The organism is Streptomyces sp. NPDC058620 (assembly GCF_042717135.1).
Taxonomy (GTDB): domain Bacteria; phylum Actinomycetota; class Actinomycetes; order Streptomycetales; family Streptomycetaceae; genus Streptomyces.
Map to the genome: position 1 here is coordinate 238020 of NZ_JBHXQO010000004.1, position 15461 is coordinate 253480.

14 protein-coding genes are annotated in these 15461 nt (G+C 71.5%); 3 read left to right on the plus strand and 11 right to left on the minus strand.

Translation table 11 applies throughout. The features are described 5' to 3' along the window. Positions 1–93: 93 nt before the first annotated feature. From gatB to ACFWSK_RS07405, 9 genes are all read right to left on the minus strand, one after another. Positions 94–1602 (minus strand): Asp-tRNA(Asn)/Glu-tRNA(Gln) amidotransferase subunit GatB, encoded by a 1509-nt coding sequence (gatB, locus tag ACFWSK_RS07365; protein ID WP_383782891.1) that lies wholly within the window; start codon positions 1600–1602, stop codon positions 94–96. Between the two features lie 17 nt (positions 1603–1619). Continuing rightward, a complete protein-coding gene (locus ACFWSK_RS07370; protein ID WP_069926802.1) occupies positions 1620–1853 on the minus strand; it encodes a hypothetical protein in 234 nt (77 codons plus the stop codon). A 5-nt stretch (positions 1854–1858) separates the two neighbouring features. Next, entirely contained in the window at positions 1859–3361 is a 1503-nt protein-coding gene (gene gatA / locus ACFWSK_RS07375) for an Asp-tRNA(Asn)/Glu-tRNA(Gln) amidotransferase subunit GatA (RefSeq protein WP_362834970.1), read from the minus strand. Between the two features lie 5 nt (positions 3362–3366). Next, positions 3367–3663 carry an Asp-tRNA(Asn)/Glu-tRNA(Gln) amidotransferase subunit GatC gene (gatC, locus tag ACFWSK_RS07380; RefSeq protein WP_003966094.1) on the minus strand — a complete coding sequence of 99 codons (297 nt, stop codon included), beginning with the start codon at positions 3661–3663 and terminating at the stop codon, positions 3367–3369. Between the two features lie 123 nt (positions 3664–3786). Then, positions 3787–5958 carry a putative bifunctional diguanylate cyclase/phosphodiesterase gene (locus tag ACFWSK_RS07385; RefSeq protein ID WP_383782892.1) on the minus strand — a complete coding sequence of 724 codons (2172 nt, stop codon included), beginning with the start codon at positions 5956–5958 and terminating at the stop codon, positions 3787–3789. Positions 5959–6329: 371 nt separating this feature from the next. Beyond that, complete coding sequence (gene ligA, locus ACFWSK_RS07390) at positions 6330–8522, minus strand: NAD-dependent DNA ligase LigA (protein WP_383782893.1); 2193 nt, start codon at positions 8520–8522, stop codon at positions 6330–6332. Positions 8523–8552: 30 nt separating this feature from the next. Beyond that, on the minus strand, positions 8553–9578 hold the full coding sequence (locus tag ACFWSK_RS07395) for a methionine synthase (RefSeq protein WP_383782894.1): 1026 nt from the start codon (positions 9576–9578) through the stop codon (positions 8553–8555). Between the two features lie 65 nt (positions 9579–9643). After that, positions 9644–10333 (minus strand): SDR family oxidoreductase, encoded by a 690-nt coding sequence (locus ACFWSK_RS07400; RefSeq protein ID WP_383782895.1) that lies wholly within the window; start codon positions 10331–10333, stop codon positions 9644–9646. Positions 10334–10348: 15 nt separating this feature from the next. After that, positions 10349–10888: a TIGR00730 family Rossman fold protein gene (locus ACFWSK_RS07405; protein ID WP_383782896.1), complete on the minus strand. Its 540-nt coding sequence runs from the start codon at positions 10886–10888 to the stop codon at positions 10349–10351. Positions 10889–10977: 89 nt separating this feature from the next. Between ACFWSK_RS07405 and ACFWSK_RS07410 the strand changes: the two genes are divergently transcribed. Continuing rightward, complete coding sequence (locus ACFWSK_RS07410) at positions 10978–11337, plus strand: DUF427 domain-containing protein (protein WP_383782897.1); 360 nt, start codon at positions 10978–10980, stop codon at positions 11335–11337. A gap of 94 nt (positions 11338–11431) precedes the next feature. Next, the gene (locus ACFWSK_RS07415; RefSeq protein WP_383782898.1) at positions 11432–12232 is read left to right on the plus strand and encodes an alpha/beta fold hydrolase; all 801 of its coding nucleotides are present in this window, start codon (positions 11432–11434) and stop codon (positions 12230–12232) included. Between the two features lie 13 nt (positions 12233–12245). Here the strand turns inward: ACFWSK_RS07415 and mnmA are convergent, their stop codons facing one another. Then, positions 12246–13376, minus strand: coding sequence for a tRNA 2-thiouridine(34) synthase MnmA (mnmA, locus tag ACFWSK_RS07420; RefSeq protein ID WP_383782899.1), 1131 nt, complete (start codon positions 13374–13376; stop codon positions 12246–12248). Between the two features lie 61 nt (positions 13377–13437). Between mnmA and ACFWSK_RS07425 the strand changes: the two genes are divergently transcribed. After that, the gene (locus ACFWSK_RS07425) at positions 13438–14127 is read left to right on the plus strand and encodes an N-acetylmuramoyl-L-alanine amidase (protein WP_383782900.1); all 690 of its coding nucleotides are present in this window, start codon (positions 13438–13440) and stop codon (positions 14125–14127) included. A 66-nt stretch (positions 14128–14193) separates the two neighbouring features. On the opposite strand, the gene ACFWSK_RS07430 is transcribed toward ACFWSK_RS07425, so the two are convergent. Then, complete coding sequence (locus ACFWSK_RS07430) at positions 14194–15363, minus strand: cysteine desulfurase family protein (protein WP_383782901.1); 1170 nt, start codon at positions 15361–15363, stop codon at positions 14194–14196. Between the last annotated feature and the right edge of the window lie 98 nt (positions 15364–15461).

The window sequence follows — 15461 nt, forward strand, 5'->3', positions numbered from 1 at the left end:
GACGACAAGGTCCGCCGTCATGGAACGCGCGAAGGGGCGGCGCGCCCGGAATCCGGGTGCACCGCCCCTTCGCGTACCTCGTACGCGGGGAGATCAGCCTTCGACGCCGAGCTTCTCCAGGATCAGCTCGCGCACGCGCGCCGCGTCCGCCTGGCCGCGCGTGGCCTTCATGACCGCGCCGACGAGTGCGCCCGCCGCCGCGACCTTGCCGCCGCGGATCTTGTCCGCGATGGCCGCGTTGGCGGCGATGGCCTCGTCCACGGCCGTGCCCAGCGCGCCCTCGTCCGAGACGACCTTCAGGCCGCGCTTCTCGACCACGGCGTCCGGGTCGCCCTCACCCGCGAGGACACCCTCGAGGACCTGGCGTGCCAGCTTGTCGTTGAGGTCGCCCTTGGAGACGAGCTCGGCGACCCTGGCGACCTGCCCGGGAGTGACCCCGAGCTCGTCGAGGGCACGGCCGGTCTCGTTGGCGTTACGGGCGAGCTCGCCCATCCACCACTTGCGGGCCTGGTCCGCCGGAGCGCCCGCCTCCGTCGTGGCGACGATCAGGTCGACCGCGCCCGCGTTGAGGATGGACTGCATGTCGTGCTCGGAGACGCCCCACTCCTCCTTGAGCCGCGCGCGGCGCAGCCGCGGCAGCTCGGGGAGGCCCTTGCGGAGCTCCTCGACCCAGTCACGGGCCGGGGCGACGGGCACCAGGTCCGGCTCCGGGAAGTAGCGGTAGTCCTCGGCGTTGTCCTTGATGCGGCCGGCCGTGGTGGAGCCGTCCTCCTCGTGGAAGTGCCGGGTCTCCTGCACGATCGTTCCGCCGGAGTTCAGCACCGCGGCGTGGCGCTGGATCTCGAAGCGGGCGGCACGCTCGACGGAACGCAGGGAGTTCACGTTCTTCGTCTCGGAGCGCGTACCGAACGCCTCCCGGCCGTGGGGCCGCAGCGACAGGTTGACGTCGCAGCGCATCTGCCCCATCTCCATCCGGGCTTCCGAGACACCGAGCGCCTTGATGAGCTCGCGGAGCTCGGCGACGTACGCCTTGGCGACCTCGGGAGCGCGTGCGCCGGCGCCCTCGATCGGCTTGGTGACGATCTCGATGAGCGGGATGCCCGCGCGGTTGTAGTCGAGCAGGGAGTGGGACGCGCCGTGGATACGGCCGGTGGCGCCGCCGACGTGCGTCGACTTGCCGGTGTCCTCCTCCATGTGGGCGCGCTCGATCTGCACACGGAAGATCTCGCCGTCCTCCAGCTGGACGTCCAGATAGCCGTCGAAGGCGATCGGCTCGTCGTACTGGGAGGTCTGGAAGTTCTTCGGCATGTCCGGATAGAAGTAGTTCTTCCGGGCGAAGCGGCACCACTCGGCGATCTCGCAGTTCAGCGCGAGACCGATCTTGATGGCGGACTCGACGCCGATCTCGTTGACGACCGGCAGCGCGCCGGGCAGCCCGAGGCAGACCGGGCAGGTCTGCGAGTTGGCGTCCTGCTTGAGCTCCGTGGAGCAGCCGCAGAACATCTTGGTCTTGGTGCCGAGCTCGACATGGACTTCGAGGCCCATGACGGGGTCGTACGTCGCGAGGGCGTCCTCGTACGACTCCAGGTCAATGACAGTCACGGTGAAAACTTTCCCTCTCAGCCCAGCAGGACGTCGTCGTCGCCGAGCTTCTTCAGCTCGCGGTAGAGCAGAGCGAGGCCCGTGACGATGGCGGCGGCGGAGACAGCGGCGTCGACGAGACGGAGCGTGTCATTGTCCTTGCGGGCCATACGGGCCTGCTTGACGACGCTGATCGCGCCGAAGGCGGTGGAGCCGATCGACAGGTACGTACCGGCCTTTGAATTCTTGAATCCCTTGGCCTTGATGGGCATGGGGCTCACAGCGACGGTGCCTCCTCAAGCAGCGGGTGCCCCCACTGTTCCACGAAGGCGGCCTCGACGGCGGCTCCGACCTTGTACAGCCGGTCGTCCTTCATGGCGGGGGCGATGATCTGCAGGCCGACCGGCAGGCCGTCCTCCGGGGCCAGGCCGCAGGGCAGCGACATGGCGGAGTTGCCTGCCAGGTTGGTCGGGATGGTGCACAGGTCCGCGAGGTACATCGCCATCGGGTCGTCGGCGCGCTCGCCGATCGGGAAGGCGGTGGTGGGCGTCGTCGGCGACACGATCACGTCGACCTGCTCGAACGCCTTCTCGAAGTCCTGGGTGATCAGGGTGCGGACCTTCTGCGCCGAGCCGTAGTACGCGTCGTAGTAGCCGGAGCTCAGCGCGTACGTACCGAGGATGATGCGGCGCTTCACCTCGTCGCCGAAGCCGGCCTCGCGGGTGAGCGCGGTGACCTCCTCGGCGGACTTCGTGCCGTCGTCGCCGACCCGCAGGCCGTAGCGCATGGCGTCGAAGCGGGCCAGGTTCGACGAGCACTCGGACGGCGCGATCAGGTAGTACGCCGACAGGGCCAGGTCGAAGGACGGGCAGTCCAGCTCGACGATCGTGGCGCCGAGCGACTTCAGCAGCTCGACCGACTCGTTGAAGCGCTGGACGACACCGGCCTGGTAGCCCTCGCCCGAGAACTGCTTGACGACGCCGACGCGCATGCCCTCGACGGAGCCGTTGCGGGCGGCCTCGACGACCGGCGGGACCGGGGCGTCGATGGACGTCGAGTCCATCGGGTCGTGTCCTGCGATGACCTCGTGGAGCAGGGCCGCGTCCAGGACCGTACGGGCGCATGGGCCGCCCTGGTCGAGGGAGCTGGAGAACGCCACCATGCCGTACCGGGAGACGCCGCCGTAGGTGGGCTTGACGCCGACGGTGCCGGTGACGGACGCGGGCTGGCGGATGGAACCGCCGGTGTCCGTGCCGATGGCCAGCGGGGCCTCGTACGAGGCGAGCGCGGCCGAGGAGCCGCCGCCCGAGCCGCCCGGGATCCGGGTGAGGTCCCACGGGTTGCCGGTCGGGCCGTAGGCGCTGTTCTCGGTGGAGGACCCCATGGCGAACTCGTCCATGTTGGTCTTGCCGAGGATGACGACGTCGGCGGCCCTGAGCTTCTGCGTCAGCGTCGCGTCGTACGGCGGAATCCAGCCCTCGAGGATCTTCGATCCGACGGTGGTCGGCATGTCCTTGGTGGTGAAGATGTCCTTCAGCGCGAGCGGGACGCCGGCCAGCGGGCCGAGCTTCTCGCCCGCTGCCTTCTTCGCGTCGACGGCTCGGGCCTGCGCGAGCGCGCCCTCGCGGTCGACGTGCAGGAAGGCGTGGACCTTCTCGTCGATCGCGTCGATCCGGGCCAGGTGGGCCTCGGTGACCTCGACGGCCGTGAGCTCACCGGAAGCGATCTTCGCGGCGATCTCGGCGGCGGTCAGCTTGATGATGGTGCTGATGTCCGTCATGACTTTTAGTCCTCCCCCAGGATCTGCGGCACCTTGAAACGCTGCTGCTCCTGGGCCGGGGCGCCGGAGAGCGCCTGCGCGGGGGTGAGCGACGGACGGACCTCGTCCGCGCGCATGACGTTGGTCAGCGGCAGCGGGTGGGAGGTCGGCGGTACGTCTTGGTCGGCGACCTCGGAGACGCGGGCGACCGCGCCGATGATGTCGTCGAGCTGACCGGCGAAGTGATCGAGCTCTTCGCCCTTCAGCTCCAGACGCGCCAGCCGGGCGAGGTGGGCGACCTCCTCGCGCGTGATGCCAGGCATGCAGCGATCCTCAGGGTTTGGTGTGTGGTTTTGGCCCAATCCTATGGGGTCGCCCGCGCCGGCCACCGCCACCCGGGAAGGACCCCGCCCGGCCACCCGGCCATTTCGGGCGCGCCCAGCCGCTCAGGCGGTGGCCGGACCCGACACCGCGCGCCCCGTGGGGCGGTGCTCCAGCTCGGGAACCCCGGCCGCGGCGCCCGCCGCACCGGCCGCCGCCGCGGCCCTGGCCGCGGCCTCCAGCTCCGCCGGACGCCGCCAGCCGTGCTCGCCGCGCGCCCGCAGCCAGGCCGTCGTCTCCTGCGGCGGCATCGCGGCCGCCACCAGCCAGCCCTGCACCGCGTCGCAGTGCAGATCCCGCAGCCGCTCCCAGGTCTCGTCGTCCTCGACGCCCTCCGCCACGACCAGCAGTCCGAGCGAGTGGGCCAGGTCGATGGTGCAGCGGACGATCTCCGCGTCCTCGTTGTCGATGGCCAGCCGGGCGACGAACGAACGGTCGATCTTGAGTTCGCTGACCGGCAGCTTCCGCAGATGGACCAGCGAGGAGTAGCCCGTGCCGAAGTCGTCCAGCGACATCTTCACGCCGTGCCCGGTCAGCCCGGCGAGGGTGTCGGCGGCGCGCTGCGGGTCCTCCAGCAGCACGTGCTCCGTTATCTCCAGCTGAAGGGCGCCGGCCGGGACGCCGTGCCGGGCGAGCCGGCCGGCGACGCTGCCCGCGAAACCGGGGGTGTGGACGTCGCGCGGGGAGACGTTGACCGCGACCGGTACGAACAGCCCCTGGGCCCGCCAGCGGGCGACCTGGGCCAGGGCCGTCTCCAGGACGTACTCGGTGAGGTGCGGCATGAGACCGGAGGACTCGGCGATCGCGATGAACTCGTCCGGGGAGACCCGCCCGCGCTCCGGGTGCACCCAGCGGACCAGGGCCTCCAGTCCGGCCACCTGGCCGTCGAAGCGCACCTTCGGCTGGTAGTGGAGCTCCACCTCGCCCGCGTCCAGGGCCCGGCGCAGATCGCCGAGCAGTCCGAGCCGGTCCGGGGTGTTGCTGTCCCGCTTCGACTCGTACACCTCGACGCCCGTACGGTCCCGTTTCGCCTGGTACATCGCCACGTCCGCGCGTCTGAGCAGCCCTTCGGCGTCCAGCGCGTGATCGGGGTGGACGGCGACCCCCGCGCTCGCCTCCAGCACCAGCGTGAGGCCGTCGAGGTCGAGCGGCGACGACAGCTCCGCGACCAGATGGCGGGCGACCCGCTGGGCGCTCGTGGTGGAGTCCGCGGTCGGCAGCAGTACGGCGAACTCGTCGCCGCCCAGTCGCGCGACCTCCGCGCCACGGGGCAGGGCCAGTCGCAGCCGGTCCGCTATCTGCAGGAGCAGCCGGTCGCCTGCCAGGTGGCCGAGGGTGTCGTTGACGGCACGGAACCGGTCGAGGTCGATCAGGACGAGAGCCGACCGGGAGCCGATGCTCTCGGCCTCCTCCAGGGCCGTCCAGGTTCTTTCGAGGAGCCACTGGCGGTTGGGCAGACCGGTCAGCGGGTCCCGCAGCTGCTCCTCGGCCCGTGCGCGCGCGATCCAGAGCGTGGAGTCCAGGGCGATCAGCGGAACAGCGAAGAGCGGCAGCAGGACGGGCATGGCCACCGCGACGACGCAGATCAGCGGGGCGATCCCGAGCACGGCGACCGCCACGAGCCCCTGGCGCAGCAGCGCCGTACGGGCGATCGTCGGCAGCCCGCCGCCCTGCGGCGCCCGGGCGTACCACAGCAGGACCCGGGTGACGAGCAGATAGGTGGAGGCGGCGAGCAGCACTTCCGGCAGGGCGTCGATGCCCCAGTCGAGTGGCCGCCAGGGCCGTTCGACGGTCGGCACCTCGCCGAAGGCGGCGAGGACGAGCGCCGCGGCGCCGATGCCCAGTATGTCGACGGCGCCGTGGAGCATCCCCTGCCACCAGCGGTGGCGGCGGGCCGTCCCGACGAGCACCACGACGACCAGGCTGACCAGGCCGGCGGGCACCCAGCCGTAGACGAGCAGCACGGCCAGGGTGAGGGCGGCCCCGGAGCCGGTGCCGCCCCACCAGCGGTCGCGCCCCAGGGCGACCAGATGGCCGACGATGATTCCGGTGAGCAGGGCGAGCGACCAGCCCGCCGTGCCGTCCGGGAAGAGTGCGTGACCGTCGTGCACCGTCCGGTAGAACCCGGTCGCCAGCTGAATGGCCGCGATCGCCACGACGACGGCTCCCACCCGGGGCGTGAGGCCGACGAAACCTTGCAGCCGCGACACCGGTGCGGCGCTCTCGGTCGGTTTCATTCCGTCCCTCTCACAGCCGGCAGTGCAGATGTCACGCCATGGCCGCCGCTGTCACGCCGCTGCGACCCATTTCCCACCACGCAGCCGCGCACGGCAGGTGCACGTTCAACAGTAGGCCGCGGAAGGGCTCCACGGGCAGCGCTCTACAGCTCTTGCCCGATTGCGAACCGTCGCCCCGTCAGCCTCTGGTATGCGCCGATCGGGTGACGTCGGCCGAGGGGCCGGACCGCTCGCGTCCTGTTGCCCGCTTTCTTCCCCTCTCCCCCCGGAGCCACTCCCTGACGGCATGTCGATGGCATATCGATCGGCCCCCGGCCCCTGGGGACTCGACCGGATACTCCCCGGACTCGACCCGGACAGGCGGACTCGGCCTAGCCCTCGGCCGGGACCGCTGCCTCGCGCGCCGCGTCGGGCCCCTGGGCGAGCAGGACGGCGAATCCGTCCTCGTCGAGCACGGGCACCTTCAGCTGCATCGCCTTGTCGTACTTCGAGCCGGGGTTGTCGCCGACCACCACGAACGAGGTCTTCTTCGAAACGGACCCGGTGACCTTCGCTCCGCGGCTCTGGAGCGCCTCTTTCGCTCCGTCCCTGGTGTGGGAGGCCAGCGTGCCGGTGACGACGACGGTGAGACCTTCCAGCGGGCGGGGCCCCTCGTCCTCGCCCGCGCCCTCGTCCTCCATCCGGACGCCGGACGCCCGCCACTTGCGCAGGATCTCGCGGTGCCAGTCCTGCGCGAACCACTCCTTGACCGAGGCGGCGATGATGGGACCGACCCCGTCGGCCGCCGCGAGCTCCTCCTCGGACGCCTCGTCGATCCGGTCGATGGAGCGGAACTGACGGGCCAGCTCCTCGGCGGCGACCGGTCCCACGTGCCGGATCGAGAGCCCCGTGAGAATGCGGGCCAGCGGCGCCGCCTTGGCCGCGGCGATTCCCTCCAGCATCGCCAGGGCGTTCTTCTTCGGCTCGCCCTGCTGGTTGGCGAAGACCGTCGCGATCTTCTCCTCTCCCGTCTTCGGGTCACGCTTGGGCAGTCCGCTGTCCTGGTCCAGGACGAAGGCCCGGATCGGCAGCAGCTGCTCGGCTGTCAGGCCGAAGAGATCCCCCTCGTCCAGCAGGGGCGGCTCGGCCGGCTCCAGCGGCTTGGTCAGGGCGGCCGCCGCCACATAACCGAAGTGGTCGATGTCCAGGCACTTGCGGCCCGCGAGGTAGGCGACCCGCTCACGCAACTGGGCGGGGCAGGAACGGGCGTTGGGGCAGCGGAGGTCGATGTCGGCCTCCTTCATGGGGCGCAGCGCCGTCCCGCACTCGGGGCACTCGGACGGCATCACGAACGGCCGCTCACTGCCGTCCCGCAGATCGACGACCGGCCCCAGAATCTCTGGGATGACGTCGCCCGCCTTGCGCAGCACGACCGTGTCGCCGATGAGGACGCCCTTCGCCTTCACCACGTTCTGGTTGTGCAGGGTGGCGAACTCGACTTCGGAGCCCGCCACTTCGACCGGCTCGACCTGGGCGTACGGGGTGACTCTGCCGGTGCGTCCGACGCCGACCCGGATGTTCACCAGCTTGGTGTTGACCTCCTCCGGCGCGTACTTCCAGGCGATCGCCCAGCGCGGAGCCCGCGAGGTGGAGCCCAGCCGGCCCTGGAGCGGGATCTCGTCGAGCTTGACGACGACTCCGTCGATCTCGTGCTCGACGGAGTGCCGGTGCTCGCCGAAGTAGGCGATGAACTCCCGTACGCCGTCGATGGAGTCCACGACCTTGTTGTGCTTCGCGGTGGGCAGTCCCCACTCCCGCAGCAGCTCGTACGCCTGCGACAGACGGTCGATGTCGAGGCCCTCGCGGGCTCCGATGCCGTGCACCACCATGTGCAGCGGGCGGGTGGCGGTGACCTTGGGTTCCTTCTGGCGGAGGGAACCCGCCGCGGCGTTGCGCGGATTGGCGAAGGGCTTGTCCCCGGCCTCGACCAGCCGGGCGTTGAGCCCCTCGAACGCCTCCATCGGGAAGAACACCTCGCCGCGGATCTCGACGAGCCCGGGGATCCGCTCGCCCTTCAGCCGGTGCGGGATCTCGGCGATCGTACGGACGTTGGGCGTGATGTCCTCGCCCGTGCGGCCGTCGCCGCGGGTGGCCGCACGGGTCAGCCTGCCGTGCTCATAGGTGAGGTTGACGGCGAGGCCGTCCACCTTGAGCTCGCACAGGAAGTGGTACCCACCGGAGCCGACGTCCTTGGCGACGCGCTCGGCCCAGGCCGCCAGCTCCAGGTCGTCGAAGGCGTTGTCCAGCGAGAGCATGCGCTCCCTGTGCTCCACGGAGGTGAACTCCGTCCGGTACGGCCCTGCGACCTTCTGGGTCGGCGAATCCGGCGTTCGCAGCTGCGGATACTGCTCCTCCAGCGCTTCCAGCTCGCGCATCAGCCGGTCGAACCCGGCGTCGCTGACGACCGGCTGGTCCTTCACGTAGTACCGGAAGCGGTGCTCCTCGACCTGCTCGGCAAGGAGTGCGTGCCGCTCCTGTGCCTCCGCCGGCACCGCGATCTGCTGCGCCTGCTGTTCGCCGGCCATGGTCCTGTCCTCCCGTTGACCCGTGCCCCGTTACTCAGGGTTGTCTGCGAGCGATCTCGCGGCCCGGGCGCAGTGGGCGAGCGCGGCCCGCGCGTACGCGGGCGAAGCCCCCGCGAGCCCGCACGACGGAGTGATCACGACGGACTCGGCGAGAGTCCCCGGATTCAGCCCCAGCCTGCTCCACAGCGTCCTGACACCCATGACGCTACCGCCAGGGTCTGACAATCCGTCCGAGGCCGCGTCGGTGCCGGGCACCACTCCGAGGAACAGCTGGGTGCCGCCCTCGACGGCTTCCCCGATCGTCTCCTCCTCACGCTCGGTGAGCAGGGAGAAGTCGAACGAGACGGCGTCGGCTCCGGCCCGGCGCAGCAGCGCGAAGGGCACCTCGGGCGCGCACGAGTGGACCACGGTCGGCCCGTCGCCGTTCACCGCGAGTACGTCGCGCAGCCCCGCCTCGGCGACCTGCCGGTCCACGGCCCGGTAGGTGCGGTAACCGCTCGCCGTCCTGACCCTCCCGAGCAGCACGGCGGTCAGGGAGGGCTCGTCGAGCTGGAGCACCACCTCGGCACCGGGCACTCTGCGCCGTACCTCGGCGAGGTGCCCGCGGAGCCCCTCCGCCAGGGAACCCGCCAGGTCGCGGCAGGCGCCCGGGTCCCCGAGCATGGCCTCGCCGCCCCGCAGTTCCAGTCCTGCGGCCAGCGTCCATGGGCCGACGGCCTGGACCTTGATCAGTCCCTCGTAACCCTGGGTGAACTCCTCCAGCGCGTCGAGGTCCTCGCCGAGCCAGGAGCGGGCCCGGCGGGTGTCGCGGCCCGGCCGGTCACTGATCCGCCAACCGCTCGGCTCGACGTGGCCGAACATCTCGACGAGCATCCCGATGGTCCGCCCGGTCATGTCGGCACCAGGCCCGCGGGCGGGCAGCTCCGCCAGATACGGCATGCCCTGGCCGTCGGCGAAGGACCCGGTGACGGTCTTCGCCGCCTCCCGGGCGTCTCCGCCCGGCATGGACCCGATTCCGGTGGCCGGACACCCGCTGAAATTGCTCTTCTCGCTCACGCCGGAAGCCTACGGCCCGTGGCCGGCGGGCACGGGCCCGGCCGGGCCCGCGTGCACGGCCCCCGTCAGCGGCCGGGGCGGACCGTCAGGTCGTTGACCTCGGCGTCGCGGGGCAGATCGATGGCCATCACGATCGTGGTGGCCACCGACTCCGGGTCGATCCAGCGGGCGGCGTCGTACTCCTTGCCCTCCTGCTGGTGGACCTTGGCCTGCATGGGGCTCGCCGTGCGGCCCGGGTAGACGGAGGTGACCCGCACGCCGTTCTCGTGCTCCTCGTGGCGCAGGGAGTCGGCGAGGGCCTTCAGGCCGTGCTTGCTCGCGGCGTACGGACCCCACTCGGCGTGCGCGTTGAGCCCGGCGCCCGAGTTCACGAAGAGGACGTGGCCGTGCGCGACGCGGAGCTGCGGCAGCAGGAGGCGGGTGATCTCGGCCGGGGCGACCAGGTTGGCGTTGAGCTGGAAGTGCCACGCCTTGGGGGTCAGGTCGCCGATCCGGCCGAGCTCGACGACTCCCGCGATGTGCAGGAGCGAGTCGAGCCGGTCCGGCATGGTCTGCTGCCCGAACGCCCAGGAGAGCCGGTCGGGGTTGCCGAGGTCACCGACGAGGGTGCGTGCCCCGGGGTGGAGGGCGGCCAGTTCCTTGGCGCGGCCCGCGTCGCGGGCCAGCAGCCAGAGTTCGTCACCGCGCTCCTGGAGGCGGCGGGCGACGGCTGCCCCGATGCCGGAACCGGCACCGGTGATGAGATGAGTAGGCATGGCCCCATGGTCCCATCACCGCACTCCGGCGGACTCCTCCAGGTAGGCGAGCGCGCCCACGCCGTCCTCCGCGAAGAAGACCAGGTCGGTGAGGGGCATCGGCAGGAAGCCCTCGTCCTCCATGCGCCGGAACTGCTCGTGCAGTCCGTCGTAGAAACCGGCCGTGTTCAGCAGGACGACGGGCTTGGTGTGCTTGCCGTGCTTCTTGAGCTCCAGGATCTCCGTGGCCTCGTCCAGCGTCCCCGTACCGCCGACCATGATCACGACGGCGTCGGCCTTCTCCAGGAGCAGCGCCTTGCGCTCGGCCAGATCGCGTGCGATCACCATCTCGTCGGCGTTCGTGCGCGCCTTGGCGGCCAGGAAGTCCACCGATACGCCGACGAGCCGCCCGCCGGACTCCTGTACTCCGTCGGCGACGACCTTCATCAGCCCGCTCTCGGAGCCTCCCCAGACCAGGGTGTGGCCTCCCTTGCCGAGCAGTTCGGCGAATTCCCGGGCGGGCCGGGTGTAGCGGACGTCGAGATCGGCGGCGGAGAGGAAGACACAGATGTTCATGCGCTCACGGTACGAGCCGCCTCCGGCTCTCCCCGGGGGTGGGGTGCCGGCGTGGGAAGAATCCGGCCGGTCCCGCCGCTGATACCTGCATGACTTCCATGCGAGGACACCGCATCACCGTCGAGCCCGGCACCGAGCACGTACGGGTGGTGCGTGACGGACAGGTGCTTGCCGAGAGCCGGCGCCCGCTCGTCCTGCGCGAGACGGGCTGCCCGGTCCGCTACTACCTGCCGCCCGAGGACGTCCGTACGGATCTGCTGACGCCTTCGGACTCCCGTACGCACTGCCCGTTCAAGGGAGACGCCTCGTACTGGTCGCGGCCCGGCGCCGCGGACCTGGTGTGGGCCTATCCGGATCCCAGGGCCGAAGTCGCCGCGATCAAGGACCACTTCTGCTTCTACGACACCGAGATCGTCACCGGGACCCACCCCGGAGCGGACACCGACTGAACGTCAGCAACCCCTCCCGCCAGGGGAATTGAAGTTCCCGAAAACGACTCGGCCGCAGCGATGAGTCTCCCTGGGCGCCGCAGTCCACCCTCACATGGACAAGACCCTCTCGCGCGACGGCACCACGATCGCGTACCGCCGCCAGGGCGTCGGGCCGCCGCTGATCGTGGTGGGCGGGGCGCTGAGCACCGCGGCGTCCGACGCCCGGCTCGCGTCCCTGCTGACGCCGCACTTCACGGTCGTCACGTACGACCGCCGGGGACGCGGTTCCAGCGGTGACGGCGGGCCGTACTCGGTGGGGCGCGAGATCGAGGACCTGGCGGCGCTGATCGACGAAGTGGACGGCGACGCCTCCGTCTTCGGCATGCTCTCCGGCGGGGCGCTGGCCCTGGAGGCCCAGGCCGCGGGGCTGCCCGTCGACCTGCTCGCGGTGTACGAGCCGCCGTACACCCCCGGGCCCGCCGGCCTGCTGTACAAGGCGCGCTGCACGGCGCGGTTGCACCGCCTCCTGTCCGCGGGCGACCGGGGCGGGGCCGTGGAGCTGTTCCTGACCATGACGGGCGTCCACCCCGAGACGATCGGCCGGATGCGGTGTGCGCCGCTGTGGCGCGGCCTGGAGTCGGTGGCCCACACCCTCGCGTACGACGACGCGCTGCTCGGCGACGGCGCCGTCCCCGCGGAACGGCTCGCGTCCGTCACGGCCCGCACGCTGGTGGTCTGCGGCGGCTTCAGTCCCGCCCCGGTCCGTGCGACGACCCATGCCCTCGCGGACGCGCTCCCGCGTGGCCGGCACCGCACGCTGACGGGTCAGACGCGCGATCTGGCACCCCAGGCGATCGCCCCGGTGCTCGCGGACTTCTTCGCGAAGGACGCGCACCCGCACCAGGCGTCGTAGCCCGGCGGCGGCCCTAACCGGCCGCGGCGGTCTCCCGGCGCACCGTCGTCGCGATGGTGGCCGAGCCGACCACCCTGCTCCCGTCGTACAGCACGACCGCCTGGCCGGGGGCCACGCCCCGTACCGGCTCGGTGAAGGAGACGTGCAGCGTGCCGTCGACCAGCTCGGCACCGGCCTCGGTCTCGCCGCCGTGGGCGCGGAGCTGTGCGGTGTACGTGCCGGGGCCCACCGGGGGCGTGCCGCACCAGCGGGGCCTGATGGCGGTGAGCGCGGTGACGTCGAGGGCCTCGACCGGGCCCACCGTCACGGTGTTGTTCACCGGGGAGATGTCCAGGACGTAGCGCGGCTTGCCGTCGGCGGCGGGGTGTCCGATGCGCAGGCCCTTGCGCTGGCCGATGGTGAAGCCGAAGGCGCCGTCGTGCGTGCCGAGCTTGGCGCCCGCCTCGTCGAGGATGTCGCCCTCCGCCTTGCCGCCCAGGCGGTCGGCGAGGAAGCCCTGGGTGTCGCCGTCGGCGATGAAGCAGATGTCGTGGCTGTCGGGCTTCTTCGCGACGGCCAGACCGCGGCGCTCGGCCTCGGCGCGGATCTCGTCCTTGGTGGTGAGGGTGTCGCCGAGCGGGAACATCGCGTGGGCGAGCTGCTTCTCGTCCAGGACGCCCAGCACATAGCTCTGGTCCTTGGCCATGTCGGAGGCACGGTGCAGTTCGCGGCTGCCGTCCTCGTTCAGCACGACCGTGGCGTAGTGGCCGGTGCAGACGGCGTCGAAGCCGAGCGCCAGGGCCTTGTCGAGGAGCGCGGCGAACTTGATCTTCTCGTTGCAGCGCAGGCACGGGTTGGGGGTGCGGCCCGCCTCGTACTCGGCGACGAAGTCCTCCACGACGTCCTCGCGGAAGCGTTCCGCCAGGTCCCAGACGTAGAAGGGGATGCCGATGACGTCCGCCGCGCGGCGCGCGTCACGGGAGTCCTCGATGGTGCAACAGCCGCGCGCCCCGGTACGGAAGGACTGCGGATTCGCGGAGAGGGCGAGGTGCACACCGGTCACGTCGTGCCCCGCCTCGACGGCGCGGGCCGCGGCGACGGCGGAGTCGACACCGCCCGACATGGCGGCGAGGACACGGAGGGGGCGCTGGGAAGTCTGAGTCATAGCCTCACCAGGGTACGGGGCGCCGGGAACCGAATGCTCGCGGATAAGCGTTGTCGATCACATGGGGACCACAGGGACCGCCGGGACGCAGGGCTCGAAGCCCGCGCGCGGCATCGGCCGGCGCGCTGTACTGATCGGCGGCGCGGTGACGGCCGTGGGCACGGCCGCACTGGCACGGGACGAGCTGAAGCGCGTCTGGTGGCGGGTGCCCGGCGTGCGGAAGCCCCGTAAGCCGGGTGAGCTGGACTTCGCGGGTGCCCAGTGGGTGGCGGCATCGGAGGCGAACTGGCGGATGGCGGACCGCCCCGACGACTACGGGATAGACCGGGTGATCATCCATGTCACCCAGGGAAGCTTCCGCAGTGCGGTCAGGGTCTTCCAGGACCCGGACCACGGTGCGGCGGCGCACTACGTGGTGGGCCAGGACGGCCGGGTGGCGCAGATGATCCGCGAGCTGGACGTGGCGTTCCACGCGGGCAACCGCTCGTACAACGAGCGCAGCGTCGGCATCGAGCACGAGGGCTTCGTGGACCGCCCGCGCGACCTCACACCGGAGATGTACGCGTCGTCGGCGCGCCTGACGGCCGCGATATGCGAGCGGTACGCGATTCCCGTGGACCGGGAGCACATCATCGGTCACGTGGAGGTGCCGGGCACGGACCACACGGACCCCGGGCCGCACTGGGACTGGGATCGCTATCTGAAGCTGGTCAGGGCGGTGCGGCCGGGCCCCTCGAAGGGAAGGGCGTAGGGCCTGTCCGGCGGATCAGGGCCGGACAGGCCGCGCCGTGACCCCGGCCTGATCCGAACGACAGCCCTAGCTGAGCCCCGCCGTCCTGGCGCGTTCCACCGCCGGGCCGATCGCGCGGGCCACGTCCTCCACGTCCTGCTTGGTCGAGGTGTGGCCGAGCGAGAAGCGCAGGGTGCCGCGCGCGAGGTCCGGATCGGTGCCGGTGGCCAGGAGTACATGGCTGGGCTGGGCGATCCCGGCCGTGCACGCGGAGCCGGTGGAGCATTCGATGCCCTGGGCGTCCAGGAGCAGGAGCAGGGAGTCGCCCTCACAGCCCGGGAAGGTGAAGTGGGCGTTGGCCGGGAGCCGGCCGCCCGGGGCCGGGTCGCCGCCGAGCACGGCGTCCGGCACGGCCGACAGCACGGCGTCGGCCAGCTCGTCGCGGAGCGAGCCGATCCGGCGGGCGAAGTCCTCACGCCCCTCCGCGGCGAGCCGGCCGGCGACGGCGAAGGACGCGACGGCGGGTACGTCGAGGGTGCCGGAGCGCACATGCCGCTCCTGCCCGCCGCCGTGCAGGACGGGAACGGGGGTGTATTCGCGGCCCAGCAGCAGCGCCCCGATACCGAACGGGCCGCCGATCTTGTGGGCGCTGACGGTCATCGCCGCCAGTCCCGAGCGGGCGAAGTCGACCTCCAGCTGACCGAACGCCTGCACCGCGTCGGCATGCATGGGTACGTCGAACTCGCGGGCCACGGCTGCCAGTTCACGTACCGGCATGACGGTGCCGATCTCGTTGTTGGCCCACATCACGGTGATCATCGCGACGTCGTCGGGGTCGCGGAGGATGGCCTCGCGCAGCGCTTCGGGATGGACGCGTCCATAGGCGTCGACGGGGAGGTGGTCGACGGTGGCGCCCTCGTGTTCGGCGAGCCAGTCGACGGCGTCCAGCACGGCGTGGTGCTCGACGGGGCTGGCGAGGACCCGGGTACGGCGGGGATCGGCGTCGCGGCGGGCCCAGTAGAGGCCCTTCACCGCGAGGTTGTCGGCCTCGGTGCCGCCGGAGGTGAGGACCACCTCGCTGGGCCGTGCGCCGAGGGCGTCGGCGAGGGCTTCTCTCGACTCCTCGACGGTACGGCGGGCCCGGCGCCCCGCGGCGTGCAGTGAGGACGCGTTGCCGGTGACGGCGAGCTGGGCGGTCATCGCAGCGATCGCTTCCGGAAGCATCGGCGTGGTCGCGGCGTGGTCGAGGTAAGCCATGGTGCGCTCGATTCTACGAGCCCGTGGTGGGGCGCGTGCCGGGCGCATCACTGCGGGCCGTCCGCGCACGCTCCCGCGCCGTGCGGACCACCCCGCCC